This window comes from Nocardia rhamnosiphila NBRC 108938 (assembly GCF_000720425.1).
Lineage (GTDB): Bacteria > Actinomycetota > Actinomycetes > Mycobacteriales > Mycobacteriaceae > Nocardia > Nocardia rhamnosiphila.
In genome coordinates, this window is the sequence record NZ_JOAJ01000004.1 from 110,068 (window position 1) to 126,219 (window position 16,152).

A 16,152-nucleotide genomic window follows, 5' to 3' on the forward strand; every position below is an offset into this window, starting at 1 on the left:
CCGAATGGGAAAGAGAGGAACATTCCGCTCGGCGCACCACAGCGACCGTTCACCGCAACCGTCGAAGCGCCGAACGGCCATCGGTTACGTTCGTGTGGCCGGCATGTTCCAGCTCGCTGTACAGGAGTTGCCCGATGGGGACTATCGAATATCTCAAGACCGACCCCGACCTACCACCCGTGGGTGTGGTCGACCGGTCCCCGATCACGCCCGCGAAGAAGGCGATCTTCGCGGCCATCGCGCTACTCGGCGCCGTGGCCTGGACGATTCTCGCGATCGCGCGGGGCGAATCCGTGAACGCGGTGTGGATCGTGATCGCGGCGGTGTGTACCTACATCGTCGCCTACCGCTTCTACGCGCGGCTGATCGAATACAAGGTCGTCAAACCCCGCGACGACCTGGCGACTCCGGCCGAGATCCTGGACAACGGCAAGGACTTCATGCCGATGGACCGGCGGGTGCTGTTCGGGCATCATTTCGCCGCCATCGCGGGGGCGGGACCGCTGGTCGGGCCGGTGCTGGCGGCGCAGATGGGGTACCTGCCGGGCACCATCTGGATCATCGTCGGCGTCGTATTCGCCGGCGCGGTGCAGGACTACCTGGTGCTGTGGGTGTCGATGAAACGGCGCGGGCGCAGTCTCGGGCAGATGGCGCGCGACGAACTCGGCGTGGTCGGCGGTGTGGCCGCCATCATCGGCGTCCTGGTGATCATGATGATCCTGCTGGCGGTGCTGGCACTGGTGGTGGTGAACGCGCTGGCGCACAGCCCGTGGGGTGTCTTCTCCATCGCGATGACCATCCCGATCGCCCTCTTCATGGGCGTGTACCTGCGGTATCTGCGACCGGGCCGGGTCGGTGAGATCTCGGCGATCGGTTTCGTCCTGCTGATCCTGGCGATCATCGCGGGCGGCTGGGTCTCGCACAACGACACCTGGGCCGGGTGGTTCACCTTCCATCCCGTCACCATCTCGTGGATGCTGATCGGCTACGGCTTCGTCGCCTCGGTCCTGCCGGTGTGGCTGCTGCTGGCCCCGCGCGACTATCTGTCGACCTTCATGAAGATCGGCACCATCGGCCTGCTGGCGGTCGGCATCCTGGTGACCCTGCCGGTGCTGAAGGCGCCCGCGGTCTCGGAATTCGCCACCTCGGGCACCGGCCCGGCCTTCGCGGGCAGCCTGTTCCCGTTCCTCTTCATCACCATCGCCTGCGGTGCGCTGTCCGGATTCCACGCGCTGGTGTCCTCGGGTACGACACCGAAACTGCTGGAGAAGGAATCGCATGCCAAGGTGATCGGCTACGGCGGCATGCTGATGGAGTCGTTCGTGGCGGTGATGGCGATCATCACGGCGTCGATCATCGATCAGCACCTGTACTTCGCCATGAACGCCCCCGCCGGCGCGACCGGGGGCACCGCGGAAACCGCCGCGGCCTACACGAACAGCCTGGGCTTGTCCGGTCCACCGACGACCGGCGCCGAACTGAGCCAGGCCGCCACCGATGTGGGTGAGGAGTCGGTGATCTCCCGCACCGGCGGCGCCCCGACGCTGGCCATCGGGATCTCCGAAGTGTTCTCCGGGTTCCTCGGCGGCGCCGGGATGAAGTCGTTCTGGTACCACTTCGCGATCATGTTCGAGGCGCTGTTCATCCTGACCACCATCGACGCGGGTACCCGCGTGGCGCGGTTCATGCTGTCCGATTCGCTGGGCAACCTGCGCGGTCCGGCGCGTAAGTTCGCCGATCCGTCATGGCGAGTGGGCGCATGGCTGTGCTCGGCGGTCGTGGTGGCGGCCTGGGGATCGATCCTGCTGATGGGTGTGACGGATCCGCTGGGCGGAATCAACGCGCTGTTCCCGCTGTTCGGTATCGCCAACCAGTTGCTGGCCGCGATCGCGCTGGTGGTGGTGCTGACGATCCTGGTGAAGAAAGGCCTGACGAAATGGGCCTGGATCCCCGGTATCGCCCTGGCCTGGGATCTCATCGTCACCATGACCGCGTCCTGGCAGAAGATCTTCTCGGCCGACCCGAAGGTGGGCTACTGGAAACAGAACAGCATCTGCCGGGCCGCCCGCGATGCCGGTGAGCTGTGCCTGACGGCGAAAACACCGGACGACGTGGACGCGGTCATCCGCAATACGTTCATCCAGGGTGCGCTGTCCATCGTTTTCGCGGTGCTGGTGCTGATCGTGGTGCTCGCCGCGGTATGGGTCTGCTACCGGACCGTGAAATCGGGCGATACCTCGACCACCGAATCGCCGGAGGAACCGTCGAAGATCTTCGCGCCCAGCGGTTTCCTGATCACCTCGGCGGAGAAGGACGTCCAGCGGCAGTGGGACGAGCGGATCGCGAAAGGCGATGTCGCGGTGCCGGGGGCGGCACACGCGGAGGTGCGGAGTTGACCGGGCGGCTCGCGGCGGTGCCGGGTATGCGCGCCGGGGCCGTGGGTGCCGAGCGGTCCGGTCTGCGCGGGGTGCCCGCGCCGCCGGCCCGCGGAGCACGGGCGCTCGCCCGCGGAGTGCGGGCGGTGTTCCGGTACCTGGACTCCGTCGTCGGCGGGCAGGACTACCAGCGCTACCTCGCGCATATGCGCAGGGTGCATCCCGGTCGCCCGGTGATGAGTGAGCGGGACTACTGGCGGGAGCGGTACGCCGACGCGGAACGCAACCCGGGCGCGCGCTGCTGCTGAGCAAGGACCCCCGCACCGCGTGGGACTTCGCGGCCCGCCCCGCACCGCCGTAGTTTTCGCGGCCGTCGCACAGCACCCGGCGGCCTCCCTGGGCGACACTCGGCACCGATGTCTGTTTTCCGCTAGCCCGAGGCTTCCCGAGCTGACATCGTGTGTGGGGTGAGCATCACGGCCCTGGACTTCGAACGCTGCTATCGCGCGGTGTCGGCCCGCGACTCCCGCTTCGACGGGCAGTTCTACACCGCCGTGCGCACCACCGGAATCTATTGCCGGCCGTCCTGCCCGGCGATCACCCCGAAGCGCACCAATGTCACCTTCCTGCCGACCGCGGCCGCGGCCCAGCAGGCGGGCTACCGCGCCTGCCGCCGCTGCCTGCCCGACGCCGCGCCTGGGTCGCCCCTGTGGAACACCCGCGCGGACCTGGCCGCCCGGGCCATGCGGCTCATCGGGGACGGTGTGGTGGAACGCGGCGGGGTCCCCGCGCTCGCCTCGGCGCTCGGCTATTCGCAACGTCAGCTCACCCGGGTGCTCACCACCGAACTCGGTGCGGGCCCGCTGGCGCTGGCGCGCGCCCACCGGGCACATACCGCGCGACTGCTGATCCAGACCACCGCCATGCCCATGTCGGATATCGCCTTCGCCGCCGGTTTCGCCAGTATCCGGCAGTTCAACGACACCGTGCGCGAGGTCTTCGCGGTCAGTCCGAGCACCATGCGCACCGAAGCGCAGCGCAGCCGCAACCGTACCGGCCCGGCCGCCAACGGCACCCTGTCGCTGCGCCTGCCCTACCGGGCGCCGCTGGACCGCGACTGGCTGAACTGGTTCCTGTCCGCCCATGTGGCACCAGGTCTGGAACTCTGGCAGACCACATCGGGCGGGGAGAACCACTACCTGCGCACCATCCGCACACCGCACGGTTACGCCGGAGTCCGGCTCGCGGTACTGCCCGGGCACGTCCAGGCGGAACTGACGCTGCGCGATATGCGCGACCTCGCGCCCACGGTGGCCCGGGTCCGGCATCTGCTCGACCTCGACGCCGACCCGGTGGCCATCGACGAGGCACTCGCCCGGGCCCACGAGAGCACCGGCGCACCGCACGAACCGAACGCTCATTTCGCTCCCGGGATCCGGGTACCGGGATGTGTGGACGGACCGGAACTGCTGCTGCGCACCATGATCGGTCAGCAGATCTCGGTGGCGGCGGCCAATACGCATACGGCTCGGCTGGTCGCCGCCCTCGGCGACCCGGTGGACGGGCCGGTCGGCCGGTTGTTCCCGGCACCGGAGGTGATCGCCGAACGCGGCGCCGAAGTACTGACCGGCCCCGCCCAGCGGATCCGTTCCATCACCGCCGCCGCGGCGGCGATCGCTTCCGGCGACCTGGTCCTGCACCAGGGCCGTACGGCCGCCGACCTGCGCCGCGATCTGCTCGCGCTCGACGGTGTCGGCCCGTGGACCGCCGACTACGTCACCATGCGGCTACTCGCCGACCCCGACATCATGCTGCACACCGATCTCGTCATCCGCCGCGGCGCCGTCCGCCGCGATATCGACCTGACCGATACGACCCGCTGGTCGCCCTGGCGTTCCTATCTCTGCATGCACCTGTGGCGCGCCGAACTGCGCACCCGGGCCGAATCCCGGGAGCCCGCCGCGCCCAGTACCGAAACCGACGCGAAAGTGAGTACCGACTGATGTCCACCGCCACCCTGCCCGCCGCTGCCACCACCGCGACCGGCACCGCCGACGTCGCCACCGTCGACACCCCGCTCGGCCCGTTCACCACGATCGTGGCCGCCGACGGCGCGGTCCTGGCATCCGGGTGGACCGCCGCGCCCGAAGACCTCCGCACACTGGTCCACCCCGGCCTGCGCCCGGCGGAACTGCGCGCCCGCCGTGAACTGGGTGCGGTGACCGACGCCGTCACGGCCTACCACCGCGGCGACACGGCCGCGATCGATTCCGTCCCGGTGCGTCAGCGCTCCGGCGAATTCCTGCAGCACGCGTGGGAGGTACTGCGCACAGTGCCCGCGGGGCAGCCGATCACCTACACCGCGTTCGCCGCCCGCTCCGGCCGGCCGGCGGCCACCCGCGCCGCGGCGAGCGCCTGCGCCCGCAATGCGGCCGCACTGTTCGTGCCCTGCCATCGGATCGTGCGCACCGACGGCACACTCGGCGGGTTCCGCTGGGGTCTGGACATCAAGCGGCGGCTGCTCGATCTCGAGGGCTGAATCCGCGGGGTCAGGCGATGGTGGCGTGCAACCGGGAACCGTTGCGGCCGCGCACCACGTGCAGGCGGCTGGGTATGCGCTGACGCATCTCGTCGACGTGACTGACCAGCCCCACGACCCGGCCTCCGGCGCGGAGTTCGTCGAGGACGCCCATCACCGCGTCGAGGGTATCGGCGTCCAGGCTGCCGAAGCCTTCGTCGATGAACAGGGTGTCGAGGATGATCCCGCCCGCTTCGGCCGCGACGGTATCGGCCAGACCCAGCGCGAGCGCCAGTGAAGCCATGAAGGTTTCCCCACCGGAGAGTGTGCGAGCGGGCCGGACGGCGCCGGTGTAGTCGTCCCGGATATCCAGCCCTAGACCGCCGCGCCGGCCGTGCGTCCCGGCCCGGTCGGTGTGCACGAATTCGTATCGGCCGCCCGACATCCGGCGCAGCCGGGCCGACCCGGCCACCGCGACCTCCTCGAGCCGGGCCGCGAGCACATAGGAGCGCAGCGACATCCGCCGGTTGTTCGCGCCGCGGCCCGCGACCACCTCCGCCAGTTCGGCCAGTTCCTGGTGGGACCGCTGCGCAGGGGCGATCAGATCCACTGCCGCCCACAACTGCCCGCACAGGGTTTCCAGCCGAGTGGCCCGGTGCACGGCGGCGGAATGGGCCGCGACGGCCGCGTCCAGCGCGGTCCGGGCGGCCCGCACCGCGGCCTCGAGCGCTTCCGGATCACCGGGCGCGGTGGTGGCGGCGGCCCGGATCTCGGGTTCGTCCAATACGGCCCGAGCGGCCGCGCGGATCTCGTCCGCCGCGGCCAGAGCAGCGCTCAGCGCGTCCTGCCGCTGCGAGGTCCGGGTCGCGGCACCGACCAGCGGTGAATAGATCCGCAGCGTCGCCAGCATCTCCCCCGAGCCGGCTCCGGGGTCCCGGCCCGCGTCGCCCGGACCACCGGCCACGGAATCCGGCGCGGTGCCGACGGCGCTCGTGGGCGGGACCAGGCCCGCCGATCCGGCCAGCCGTTCGACCCGCAGCACACAGGTGGCCACCCGTTCCCACGCCGCGCGGACCGCGGCGTAGGTGTCACGCCGGTTGCCCGCGGCGGCGATCAGCGCGTGCAGGCGCTCCCGGCGACGACCGATGGTCCGGTCCCGTCCGGCGGCGGCGCGCAGCTTCTCCTCGATTTCGGCGAGCCGGGTCCGCGCGGACTCGATCCGCGCCGCGACGGCTCCCGCCCGGGTCTCGGTATCGCGCAGGGCATCGTGCAACCCGCTCTCATCGCTCCGCAGGCGGGTCAGTTCGGCGGCACACGCATCGGCCGATTCGGCCAGTTCCTCCGCGTCCCCGCACTTCTCGGTGGCCGCACGCAGGGCGGCCGCGAGTTGCACGCGGCCGGTATCGCCGCCGCGGGCCAGCAGTGCCTCGATCTCCCGCTCCACCTCGGCCAGCGCCGACTGCGCGCGTTCGCGTGCCACCTCGGCGGTACGTTCGGCGGCGGCCGCCGCCGCCTCGTCCTCTTTCGATACCGCCCCGGCCGCCTGCCGCGCCGGCCGGGGATGCTCGGCCGAACCGCACACCGCGCACGCCTGCCCGTCGACCAGGCGCCCGGCCAGCTCCGCCGCCATTCCGGCCAGCCGGCGCTCCCGCAGGTCCAACACGTGCTCACGGGCCTCCAGGTGCCGGGCGCGCACGGTATCGAGATCCACCCGGGCCCGGTCGAGCGTGGTGCGCGCCCGGGCCAGTTCCACGGCCGCGGTCGCGGACTCCTGCAAGCGCCGGAGTTCGGTTCGCAGACCGGGCAGCGTCGCTTTCGCCTCGTCGGCTTCGCGCGCCCGCGCCTGCGCGCCGGCGATGATCTCGGGTAGCCGGGCCCGGCGTTCGGTGAGTGCAGCCGAGCGCTCGCCGAGTTCGGCCGCCGCGGCGTGCAGTTCGGCCAGTTCCCCGCGCAATGTGTCGGCCGTGACCGCGTCGGCGTGGATCTCGCCGAGTTTTCCCAGCAGCGCACTCCAGCCGCGGATCGCGGTATCGAGGCCGAGGTCTTCGTCGTAGCCGGCTCGGTCGTCCAACCGGTCCGACTCGTCCGCACCGGTCTCGGCAGGGCTCTGCCGAGACCCGCCGGGAGCCATGTCGAACAGCGCGAACTCGTCTTCCGCCGGGGAACTCTCCGGCGCGGCGTCCTCCGGGGGCAACTCGTCGACCCCGTCCCCGGCTCGCCCGGCGGACGGGACCGACACCAGGCGGATACCCGGGATATCCGCACTGTCGGGTTCCGCCGCCAGCCGGGCCAGGTGTTCGGCGGCGGCCACGGACTCGTCTTCACGGCTACGCGCCGCGCGGACCGCGGCCTCGGCCTCGGCCAGCGCCGCGGCCACCGGTTCGGCGCGGCGCGCACGATCCAGTTCGCCACGATCCGCGGCCCGTGCCCGGGCGTCGGCGGCGTACTGCTCGAGCTGCTGCCGGGCCAGTTCCAGCCGACGCCGCTGCTCGGCCGCCCGCCGCTCCCGTTCGGCCTGTTCGTCGGCGAGCGCCGACTCCGCGCGCCGCTCATCGAGTTCGTGCTGTGCTTTCTCCACCTCGCCGCGCGCCCCCGCCAGCAGGTCCTGCGACCACTCGACCGCGTCCAGAATGTCGATCCGCTCGGTGCGGTCGATCCCGGCCGTCACCGCGACCCGGGTGATCAGGTCTTCCACATTGCGCTGCTGGGCGCCGATCTGCTCCCCCGACGATTTGCGCTGGGCGGTGAGCCACTGCTCGGCCGACCCGAAACGCCCGGTATCGAACAGTTTCTCGAGCAGTCGCTCGCGATCCTCGTTCTCGGCGCGCAGGAACTTCGCGAAATCCCCCTGCGGCAGCAGCACCACCTGGAAGAACTGATCGGCGCTCATCCCCAGCAGCCGCACGATCTCGTCGCCGATCTCGTTGATCCGCGACAGGTTGGTGCCCTGTCCGTCCAGCCAGGCCAGCGTGGCCTTGGCGTTCTCCAGCCGGGTCCCGCTACCGCGCAGCTTCGGCCGCTCGAATTCCGGCTGCCGGGTGAGCCGGAGTCGCCGGCCGCCCAGCGTGGCCTCGAGCACCACCTCCGGGCGGATATGCGCGGGCGCGTGATCGGAGTGCAGCCGTTTGTCCCCCCGAGCCCCCGGCACCCGCCCGTACAGGGCATAGGCGATGGCGTCGAGCACCGTGGTCTTCCCGGCGCCGGTCTGCCCGTGCAGAAGGAAGAGCCCGTCCGCGCCCAGTTCGTCGAAATCGATGGACGCCGTCTCGGCGAAAGGACCGAAGGCCGTCATCTCCAGCCGGTGCAGTCTCATGCGGTGAGTTCCGTATCGGCCGCCGGGGACGCACCGATATCGTCGCGGACCACCTCCGTCTCCCGGACGGCCGCCGCCATGGCGCGGGTCAGCCAGTCCATTTCGGAGGTGCTCGGCTCGCCGCGCACATCGGTGAGGAAGGTGCGGGCGATATCGGTGTCGTCGCGGCCCCGCACCCGCTCCCGGTACCGCAGGGCCGGGTCGCCCTGGGGTCGTTCCCATTCCACGTGCACCGCGTACGGAAAACGCTCGCGCAACCGGCGCATGGCATCCACCGGCCGGGCATAGTCGGTGAGCGAGACCGAGACGTAGTGCTGTTCGGCCGTTTCCCACGCGGGGTCGGCCAGCAGCTCCTCCAGTGTCCCGGTGAGGTGACTCAGCCCGCGGACCTCCGGTAATTCGAGCCCTCGCACCCGAGCCGGACCGGTATCACCGAGGTCCACCAGCCACGCCTGTTTGCGGTGGGTGCTCTCCCCGAACGAATACGGCAGCGGCGAACCCGAATAGCGCACCGTTTCGGCGAGGGTCTGCGGCGAATGCAGATGGCCGAGCGCGACGTAGTCGAACCCCGGCTCGGTGAACATCCCCAGTGGCACCGTCTCGACTCCACCCACCGAGATCGACCGCTCCGAGCCCGTCGCCGCGCCACCCACCACGAAGGCGTGCGCCAGCAGCACCGTCCGCGTGTCCGGCCGCTGGGCGATATCCCCCCGGATCCGTTCCAGTACCGCCGCGAGCACCTCGGCATGCGACCGCGCCTGCGGTACGCCGAGCTCGCCCCGGCATATCTCCGGTTCCAGATAGGGGATGCCGTAGAAGGCGACCGCACCGTGCTCATCGGACAGCAGCACCGGTCGGGCCGAATCGGCCACCGTGGTGCGCAGATACAGCCCGCCGGCCGCCGCGAAACTCGCGCCCGCCCCGAGCCGCGTCGGCGAATCGTGGTTACCGGAGGTGGCCACGATGCGCGCGCCGGCCGCGCGGATGGCCTCGAACCCCCTGTTGCAGACCGCGATCGCGTCCGCGCTGGGGATGGAGCGATCGTAGACATCGCCGGGAAGCACGACGGTGTCCACCTCTTCGGCGGCGACGAGCTCGGCGATCGCTTCGAGTACCCGCGACTGGTCGGCCAGCAGGTCCACGCCGTGAAAGGTGCGACCGATATGCCAGTCCGACGTATGCAGGATTCGCATGACGGCGAATTTAGGGCACCGCACCGACAGCTTCAATGCCGGTACCGATACCCGGGACGCCACACCGGCAACACGCCGAGACCTCTACCGCCCCTGGCCCGGCGGACGCGTGACCTCCGCGGACAGTGTCTCCATTGCGCCATCGTGTTGCGCGCCACCCATATCCCTTGACGGTATGAATACCGCCGCCGACCACCGTTTCCGCACAATCGTGGAACCGGACCCGCCGTGCCGTAACACAGTCGACCCTTCCGGACGATAGTGTTCAGTACGTGGCTGCTTCCCAACGAGTGAATTCCCGGGTGCCCGCGCCGCAACGTTCGTTATTGCCGACGGTGCCGGGTGTCCCGGCCTATGCCGCGGTTCTCATCGCTGCGGCCTGCACCTTCCTGGGTTTCCTCATCGATGCCCTCGGCGACGTCACGGACCTCACCGGCACCTTCAGCGCGTTCTACATCCTCGGATGTCTGGCGGCGGTGGCGGCGGTGCGGTTCCGCGGCCTGTTCACCACGATGGTGTTACCGCCGCTATTGCTGTTCGTGGCCGTGCCGATCGCATACCGCCAGCTCACCGGGACCAGCACCGCCTCCCTCAAGGACATCCTGCTGAACCTGGCGATCCCACTGGTGCACCGTTTCCCGCCGATGATGCTGGCCACCGTCCTGGTGCTGATCATCGCCGGGATCCGGATCGCGCAGTTCCGCTCGGAAAACGCGGCCCACGAGACCGCCGCCGCCCGGCGCGGCACGAGCTGGGGCCGTAACGAACGGCGCGCTACCCGCGGCGAGACCAAGGAACGGGCGGAAAACCGGCCCCGCCGCGAGACCGCGAAGCGGCCGAGCCGCGGCCAGGCGAAGCGTTCCGTGGGCGAGGGCAAGACGGCCCGCGGGAGCAAGCCCTCGCGCGCCGAAACCCTGGCGGCACGGTCCAAGGCCAACGGCAGGACCAAGGCGAAAGCGCGGCCGAAACGGCCCGAGAACCCCGAACCCGATTACACCCACGAATCGTTCGACGAACCCCCACGCCGCGGCGGCCGGGGCCGTCCGCCCGCCGAGCCGGCCGCGCGGGGCGCCGCCGCACCCCGCACCCGCGAGATGCGCCAGCACCGGCCCGCCCGCCCGGCGGCTCCGGTACCCGACGAGCCGGTGCGCGCGAACGCCCGCCGCGGCGAACCGGCCCGGGCGCCGCAGACCGCCCGGGTCCGCGAACCGATCCCGGAACGGCGGCGACCCGAACGCCGCTGAGCGCGGGCCGTCGCCGGAGGTGAGCGCGGGTCAGCGCCGAGCGGCCCGCAGTTCCCGCGGCAGCGCGAACACGAGGGTCTCGTTCGCCGTGGTCACCGGCTGGACCTCGCCGAACCCGTGTTCGGCGAGCATGTCCAGCACCCCGCGCACCAGGGTCTCGGGGACCGACGCGCCGGAGGTGATCCCGACCGTGGTGACCCCTTCGAGCCACGCCGGGTCCACCTCCCGCGCGTAGTCCACCAGATACGACGCGCGGGCCCCGGCGCCGAGAGCCACCTCCACCAGGCGTACCGAGTTCGACGAGTTGCGCGAGCCCACGACGATCACCAGATCACATTCCGGTGCCATCGCCTTCACCGCGACCTGCCGGTTCTGCGTGGCGTAGCAGATATCGTCACTGGGCGGATCCTGCAGCGCCGGGAACTTCTCCCGCAGCCGCGACACCGTCTCCATGGTCTCGTCCACGCTCAGCGTGGTCTGCGACAGCCAGATCACCTTGGACTCGTCGCGCACGGTCACCTTCTCGACCGCGTCCGGACCGTCGACCAGTTGTACGTGCTCGGGGGCCTCGCCGGCGGTTCCCTCGACCTCCTCGTGGCCCTCGTGGCCGATCAGCAGGATGTCGTAGTCGTCGCGGGCGAAGCGTTTGGCCTCCTGATGGACCTTGGTGACCAGCGGACAGGTCGCGTCGATGGTGCGCAGGTTGCGCTCGGCGGCGGTCGCGTGCACTGCGGGCGAGACACCGTGCGCGGAGAACACCACCAACTCCCCCTCGGGGACTTCGTCGGTGGTGTCGACGAAGATCACGCCGCGCTCGCGCAGCGTTTCCACCACGTGGCGGTTGTGCACGATCTCCTTGCGGACATAAATCGGCGCGCCGTTCTTTTCCAGCGCCTTTTCCACGGTTTCGACGGCACGGTCCACACCCGCGCAGTACCCGCGCGGTTCGGCGAGCAGCACTCGTTTTCCTTCGGGGGCGGCGGTCGCGGCGCCGGCCGAGCGAGCGATTCCGACATTCAACGGTATTGCCGAGGACATGCCCCATAGAGTACGTGCGTACCTCCGTGACCGCTGCGGCCGTGCACCCCGGCGCCGCGGCCACGCCCCGACCACCTGTTCGGCCCGTTCACCCCGCTCACCGGCGGCCCTGGGCGGCCACCCCCGGCGGCACCACGTCCGGGAGAGGTGTGCAGGTTCACCCGCCGATCCCGACCGGCGCGGAGACGAATTTCCACGCTGCGCCCGCGGAGGCGCCGCCCGCCGAACGCCCGGAAACCTGCCGATCCCGCCGCGGCTTGCCGGGTACGCGCACCCTCTTTTGCGGACCCCGCTATATCGGGCAGGCTATTACCATGTTTCGACCACCGTTCCTGGCCCGCGTCGCCGCCGGAGCCGCCGTCTATGTTCTCGAGGAGACGCGACGGCTGCCCTCGGCCGCGGCGAAACTACCGCTCACCGCGGTGAGCCAATTACTGCAGACGGGGATGCACGTCCAGCAGTTCGTCACCAGTCTCGCGATCAAGGGCGATTCGGTTTTCGACCGGATCATCAACCGTCCCGAGGAACAGCCCGAATGGGCCACCTTCGACGAGGACGACGACCCGCCGGTGCGCGAGACGAGCGCCACCCCGCGCCGGCGCAACAGCGGTTTCGACCGCTTCGACGCCGATCCGGCCGAGGTGGAACTGGCCCTGCAGGAGACGCTGGACGGCCTGCGCGCGATCCAGAACGGCAACCCCGTGCCCGCGGCACACACCTTCGACGCCGGGGCCACCTTCGGCGCCGCCGGTGACGCGGCCGACGATATCGCGGCGGCCGGCGCGGCCGCGGTGGACGGGCCGGAATCCGCCGCCACGGCCGATCCCGAGCCCGTCGCCGAACCCGAGCCGGCGGCCGAAGCCGTCCTCCCCGAGGTCGGTGCCCGCTACGACTACCCGAACATGACCCTCGCCCAGCTGCGCGGACGGCTGCGCACGCTCACGGTCGCCGATCTGGTCGCCCTGCTCGACTACGAACAGCGCACCCTCGATCGCGCCGCGTACGTGACCATGCTGACCAACCGGATCGCCACCGTGCGAGCCCAGTGACCGAGGCCGATCCCGCGCCCGCGGTCGGCCGGAGCGGTTCCGGCCGGCCCGGGCAGGCACCCGCCCCCGCCAATTCCGCCGAGCAGCCGTGGCCGGTGCGCTCGGTGTCGATGAAGGTCGCCCAGTGGATCGACCGGCTCGGCAGTATCTGGGTGGAAGGCCAGCTCACCCAGATCAACCTGCGGCCCGGCACCCGCACCGCCTTTCTGGTGCTGCGCGATCCGGCCGCCGATATGTCGCTGTCGGTGACCTGCGACCCCGCCCTGCTGCGCGCCTCCCCCATCCCGCTGCAGGAGGGCAGCCGGGTGGTGGTCTACGGCAAACTCTCCTTCTTCCCCGGCCGCGGCACCCTGTCGCTGCGCATCTCCGAGATCCGTCCGGTCGGTGTCGGCGAACTGCTGGCACGGATCGAACGGTTGAAGGCGTTACTGGATGCCGAGGGCCTGTTCGATCCGCGGCTCAAACGCCCGGTCCCGTTCCTGCCCGGCACCATCGGGTTGATCACCGGCCGGGGCAGCGCCGCCGAACACGATGTGCTGAGCGTGGCGCGGGATCGCTGGCCCGCGGTGCGGTTCGAGGTCCGCAACACCGCCGTGCAGGGCCCGTCCGCGGTCCCGCAGATCCTCGACGCGCTGGCAGCGCTGGATCGCAACCCGGCGGTCGAGGTGATCGTGCTCGCCCGCGGCGGCGGCAGCGTGGAGGATCTGCTGCCGTTCTCCGACGAGACACTGTGCCGGGCCATTGTCGCGGCGACCACCCCCATCGTCAGCGCTATCGGCCACGAACCCGATTCCCCGGTCTCCGACCTGGTCGCGGATCTGCGCGCGGCCACCCCGACCGATGCGGCCAAACGTATCGTGCCCGACGCCGCCGCCGAGACCGCGCTCGTCCGGGAACTGCGCGCCCGGTCCGCGGCGGCACTGCGCGGCTGGGTCGAACGGGAGTCGGCGGCGCTGCGGCAACTGCGGTCACGCCCGGTGCTGGCCGATCCGCTGCGCGATCTCGGCCACCGGCACGACGAGATCGAACGCCTGCGCACCGCGACCCGCCGCTGCGCCGAGGGCCTGGTCCGCGCCGAAGCGGTGACCACCGATCATCTGCGGCGCCAGCTGACCGCGGTCGGCCCGGCCGCCACCCTGGCCCGCGGCTACGCTGTCGTGCAGCGGGTCACCGGACCCGAACGCCATGTGGTGCGCGCGATCGACGATTCACCCGCGGGTAGTCAGCTGCGTATCCGGGTCGGTGACGGCGCGATCTCCGCCGCCGCCCTCGGCACCGAGCGGCTCGGCGAACGCGGCGCCCCCACCCGCTCCGACGACTCCGAGAGGACCTGACCGTGTCCGACACCGGCACCGACGACCTGGCCGATATCGCCGGCCTCGGCTACGAACGCGCCCGCGACGAGCTGGCCGGCGTGGTGAAGATGCTGGAGCAGGGCGGTATGGACCTCGACGACGCCCTGGCGCTCTGGGAACGCGGTGAGGCGCTCGCCAACCGGTGCGAAGAACATCTGGCCGGGGCGCGGCAGCGGATCGAGAAGGCGCTGGCCGAATCCGACGACGCGGAATGACCCGCGCCCACCCCCCGCTGACCGGTTACGCCGCCGGGAGCGGCCGGGCGGCCACCACCGCGGCGGCCAGGGTCTCGAAGGCCTCGCCATTACCGGCGCCACGGATCAGCACCCGGCTGTCCCCCAGATCGGCGATCCACGCGGGTTCGGCGCCGGGCTCCTGGTAGACCACCCATTTCTGCCCGGCGATATCCCGGGTACCGGTGGCATATCGGCTGCCCGCGATATGTCCGGCCAGCACCTCTTCGGTGGCGTCGCTCTGGTCGAGTTCCATATAGGTGCCCGCACCGGTGACATAACCGATGGTGCTGACCGTGCCGCCGCCGCGTTCGGTGATGGTGTCGCGGCTTCCGGAGTTCGGCTGCCAGTTCTGCGGGAGGGCCGGTTCCCGGATCGGGAACGACAGGTTCTGCGCATCCGAGCGCAGGGCCGCGGCGGCATCGAAACTGGGTATCGTGCCCTGGGTGGGGCCGGTAGTGGAAAGACTGCACTGACTGGTCAATCCGGCGAACACCACGGCGATCAGCACCAACGGGATCAACGACCAGAACAGATCCCGGTAGTCGTTCATGATGCGTGGCTTCTTGTTCGGCACGCTCCCAGTATCCATCGTGGTAGCGGCGGGACCCCGCGCCGCCCCCGGTACTGCCGTACCAGGTGATCACCGGCACGCAATCCGGCGATGCGACAATTACGGCAAGTTACACAACCTAGGAGGCACCCGCTATGACGGCATCTTCGCCCGCTTCGAGCCGCCGCGAGGCGCCCGACCGTAACCTCGCGCTCGAACTCGTCCGCGTCACCGAAGCCGGCGCCATGGCAGCGGGACGCTGGGTGGGCAAGGGCGATAAAGAAGGCGGCGACGGGGCGGCCGTGGATGCCATGCGGCAGCTGGTCAGCTCGGTATCCATGAGCGGCGTCGTGGTGATCGGCGAGGGCGAGAAGGATGAGGCGCCCATGCTGTACAACGGCGAGAATGTGGGCGACGGCACCGGTCCGGAGGTCGATTTCGCGGTCGACCCGATCGACGGCACCACCCTGATGTCGAAGGGGTCGCCCGGCGCCATCTCGGTGCTGGCGGTCGCCGAACGTGGCGCCATGTTCGACCCGTCGGCGGTGTTCTACATGCAGAAGATCGCCGTCGGCCCCGACGCGGCCGACGTGATCGATATCTCGGCGCCCATCGGGGAGAACATCCGCAAGGTCGCCAAGGCCAAGCACGCCTCGGTCTCCGATATCACCGTGTGCATCCTGGACCGCCCCCGCCACGGCGACCTGATCCAGGAGGTCCGCGACGCCGGCGCCCGGATCCGCTTGATCTCCGACGGTGACGTGGCCGGCGCCATCGCCGCCGCGCGGCCCGATTCCGGGACCGACATCCTGGTCGGTATCGGCGGCACCCCCGAGGGCATCATCGCGGCCGCCGCGATGCGCTGTATGGGCGGCGCCTTGCAGGGCAGGCTCGCACCCAAGGACGACGACGAGCGGCAGAAGGCGCTCGACGCCGGACACGACCTGGATCGGGTCCTGGTCACCGAAGATCTGGTGGCCGGGGACAACGTCTTCTTCTGCGCCACCGGCGTCACCGACGGAGATCTGCTGCGCGGGGTTCGCTACTACGGCGGCGGCGCGTCCACCCAGTCCATCGTGATGCGGTCGAAATCGGGCACGGTCCGCATGATCGACGCCTACCACCGGCTCACGAAACTGCGCGAGTACTCGTCGGTCGATTTCCACGGCGACGAGCACGCCGCCCCACCGCTGCCCTGATCGGCGCGCGTGCGGTCCGGGCATTCCGCCGGACCGCACGGGCCCCCGGCGCGCCGGGCACACACCTACCGTGGCCAGCAAC

The 16,152-nt window shown here is 70.6% G+C and carries 13 protein-coding genes; 9 read left to right on the forward strand and 4 right to left on the reverse strand.

The genetic code is table 11. The features are described from left to right. Nucleotides 1–134 precede the first annotated feature (134 nt). From IG75_RS0116365 to IG75_RS0116380, 4 genes are all read left to right on the forward strand, one after another. Nucleotides 135–2,396 (forward strand): carbon starvation CstA family protein, encoded by a 2,262-nt coding sequence (locus IG75_RS0116365; RefSeq protein WP_030522142.1) that lies wholly within the window; start codon nucleotides 135–137, stop codon nucleotides 2,394–2,396. Then, a complete protein-coding gene (locus IG75_RS40765; protein WP_036514229.1) occupies nucleotides 2,393–2,683 on the forward strand; it encodes a YbdD/YjiX family protein in 291 nt (96 codons plus the stop codon). The genes IG75_RS0116365 and IG75_RS40765 overlap by 4 nt, the downstream gene beginning before the upstream one ends. A gap of 159 nt (nucleotides 2,684–2,842) precedes the next feature. Beyond that, nucleotides 2,843–4,378: an Ada metal-binding domain-containing protein gene (locus IG75_RS0116375; RefSeq protein ID WP_036514232.1), complete on the forward strand. Its 1,536-nt coding sequence runs from the start codon at nucleotides 2,843–2,845 to the stop codon at nucleotides 4,376–4,378. Beyond that, nucleotides 4,378–4,914, forward strand: coding sequence for a methylated-DNA--[protein]-cysteine S-methyltransferase (locus IG75_RS0116380; protein WP_030522144.1), 537 nt, complete (start codon nucleotides 4,378–4,380; stop codon nucleotides 4,912–4,914). The genes IG75_RS0116375 and IG75_RS0116380 overlap by 1 nt, the downstream gene beginning before the upstream one ends. Before the next feature lie 10 nt (nucleotides 4,915–4,924). On the opposite strand, the gene IG75_RS0116385 is transcribed toward IG75_RS0116380, so the two are convergent. Next, a complete protein-coding gene (locus IG75_RS0116385) occupies nucleotides 4,925–8,206 on the reverse strand; it encodes an AAA family ATPase (RefSeq protein WP_030522145.1) in 3,282 nt (1,093 codons plus the stop codon). After that, nucleotides 8,203–9,399 (reverse strand): metallophosphoesterase family protein, encoded by a 1,197-nt coding sequence (locus IG75_RS0116390; RefSeq protein ID WP_030522146.1) that lies wholly within the window; start codon nucleotides 9,397–9,399, stop codon nucleotides 8,203–8,205. Before IG75_RS0116390 ends, IG75_RS0116385 begins: the two co-directional genes overlap by 4 nt. 272 nt (nucleotides 9,400–9,671) lie before the next feature. On the opposite strand from IG75_RS0116390, the gene IG75_RS0116395 reads away from it, so the two are divergent. Next, the gene (locus tag IG75_RS0116395; protein ID WP_081876934.1) at nucleotides 9,672–10,643 is read left to right on the forward strand and encodes a DUF6542 domain-containing protein; all 972 of its coding nucleotides are present in this window, start codon (nucleotides 9,672–9,674) and stop codon (nucleotides 10,641–10,643) included. A gap of 30 nt (nucleotides 10,644–10,673) precedes the next feature. Here IG75_RS0116395 and IG75_RS0116400 read toward each other — a convergent pair whose 3' ends face one another. Beyond that, nucleotides 10,674–11,681: a 4-hydroxy-3-methylbut-2-enyl diphosphate reductase gene (locus IG75_RS0116400; RefSeq protein WP_030522148.1), complete on the reverse strand. Its 1,008-nt coding sequence runs from the start codon at nucleotides 11,679–11,681 to the stop codon at nucleotides 10,674–10,676. 314 nt (nucleotides 11,682–11,995) lie between these two features. On the opposite strand from IG75_RS0116400, the gene IG75_RS0116405 reads away from it, so the two are divergent. The 3 genes from IG75_RS0116405 to IG75_RS0116415 are packed head-to-tail and all read left to right on the forward strand — an operon-like array spanning nucleotide 11,996 to nucleotide 14,300. Next, nucleotides 11,996–12,730, forward strand: coding sequence for a lipid droplet-associated protein (locus IG75_RS0116405; RefSeq protein WP_030522149.1), 735 nt, complete (start codon nucleotides 11,996–11,998; stop codon nucleotides 12,728–12,730). Next, the gene (gene xseA, locus IG75_RS0116410) at nucleotides 12,727–14,064 is read left to right on the forward strand and encodes an exodeoxyribonuclease VII large subunit (protein ID WP_030522150.1); all 1,338 of its coding nucleotides are present in this window, start codon (nucleotides 12,727–12,729) and stop codon (nucleotides 14,062–14,064) included. Before IG75_RS0116405 ends, xseA begins: the two co-directional genes overlap by 4 nt. A gap of 2 nt (nucleotides 14,065–14,066) precedes the next feature. Then, a complete protein-coding gene (locus IG75_RS0116415) occupies nucleotides 14,067–14,300 on the forward strand; it encodes an exodeoxyribonuclease VII small subunit (RefSeq protein ID WP_030522151.1) in 234 nt (77 codons plus the stop codon). A gap of 25 nt (nucleotides 14,301–14,325) precedes the next feature. Here the strand turns inward: IG75_RS0116415 and IG75_RS0116420 are convergent, their stop codons facing one another. Next, nucleotides 14,326–14,895 carry a DUF4245 domain-containing protein gene (locus tag IG75_RS0116420; protein ID WP_036514236.1) on the reverse strand — a complete coding sequence of 190 codons (570 nt, stop codon included), beginning with the start codon at nucleotides 14,893–14,895 and terminating at the stop codon, nucleotides 14,326–14,328. 131 nt (nucleotides 14,896–15,026) lie between these two features. Between IG75_RS0116420 and glpX the strand changes: the two genes are divergently transcribed. Further along, nucleotides 15,027–16,070, forward strand: a complete 1,044-nt coding sequence (gene glpX, locus IG75_RS0116425) for a class II fructose-bisphosphatase (protein ID WP_030522153.1) — start codon at nucleotides 15,027–15,029, stop codon at nucleotides 16,068–16,070. Nucleotides 16,071–16,152 lie beyond the last annotated feature (82 nt).